We start from the raw sequence: 481 nt of genomic DNA, 5'->3' as shown, positions 1-481 counted from the left end.
CAGGCTCAAGGCCTGCAGCTTCTGGATCCCGCCCTGGCTGGAGACCACGGCGGTGAGATAGAGATTCTTGCCATAGGGACTGACCCAGGCGCGGCCACGCCGGCCACGTCCGGCCTGCTGATGCTCGGCCAGCAAGGCGAACGGCGTTTGCTGCTGTTGTTGCAGACGGCGTTGTGCCTCGGCATTGGTGGAGTCGATGGAAGCCAGGACCGCTACCGGCCAACCACCCTCCCCCGCGATCCGTTGGGCATCGAGCAGCGACAGGGGCTCTTCCAGGCGGTAACCCCGCCCCGGAACCTTGAACACCTCGACGCCCAGGTCATCTTCCAGCGTCTTCAGCCGCTTCCAGATGGCACTCCTGGAGACGCCCAGGGCCTCACCAAGCTCGACGCCGGAATGAAATTTTCCATCACTCAGCAATTTCAGCAACGGCATCCTCGAACTCCGTTCGACTTTCTTCCGCCCCAAAGACAACACCCCC

At 63.0% G+C, this 481-nt stretch carries 1 protein-coding gene; it reads right to left on the bottom strand.

Going from position 1 to position 481, the window contains the following annotated elements; genetic code table 11:
• The coding region (locus tag OWC48_RS46360) for an HTH domain-containing protein (protein ID WP_282525979.1) at window positions 1-435 on the bottom strand (435 nt) is incomplete at its 3' end.
• Between the last annotated feature and the right edge of the window lie 46 nt (window positions 436-481).

The organism is Bradyrhizobium sp. Arg816, assembly GCF_029989365.1.
GTDB lineage: Bacteria > Pseudomonadota > Alphaproteobacteria > Rhizobiales > Xanthobacteraceae > Bradyrhizobium.
Note: the sequence above shows the minus strand (reverse complement) of the source record. Positions and strands in the feature narration are given on the sequence as shown.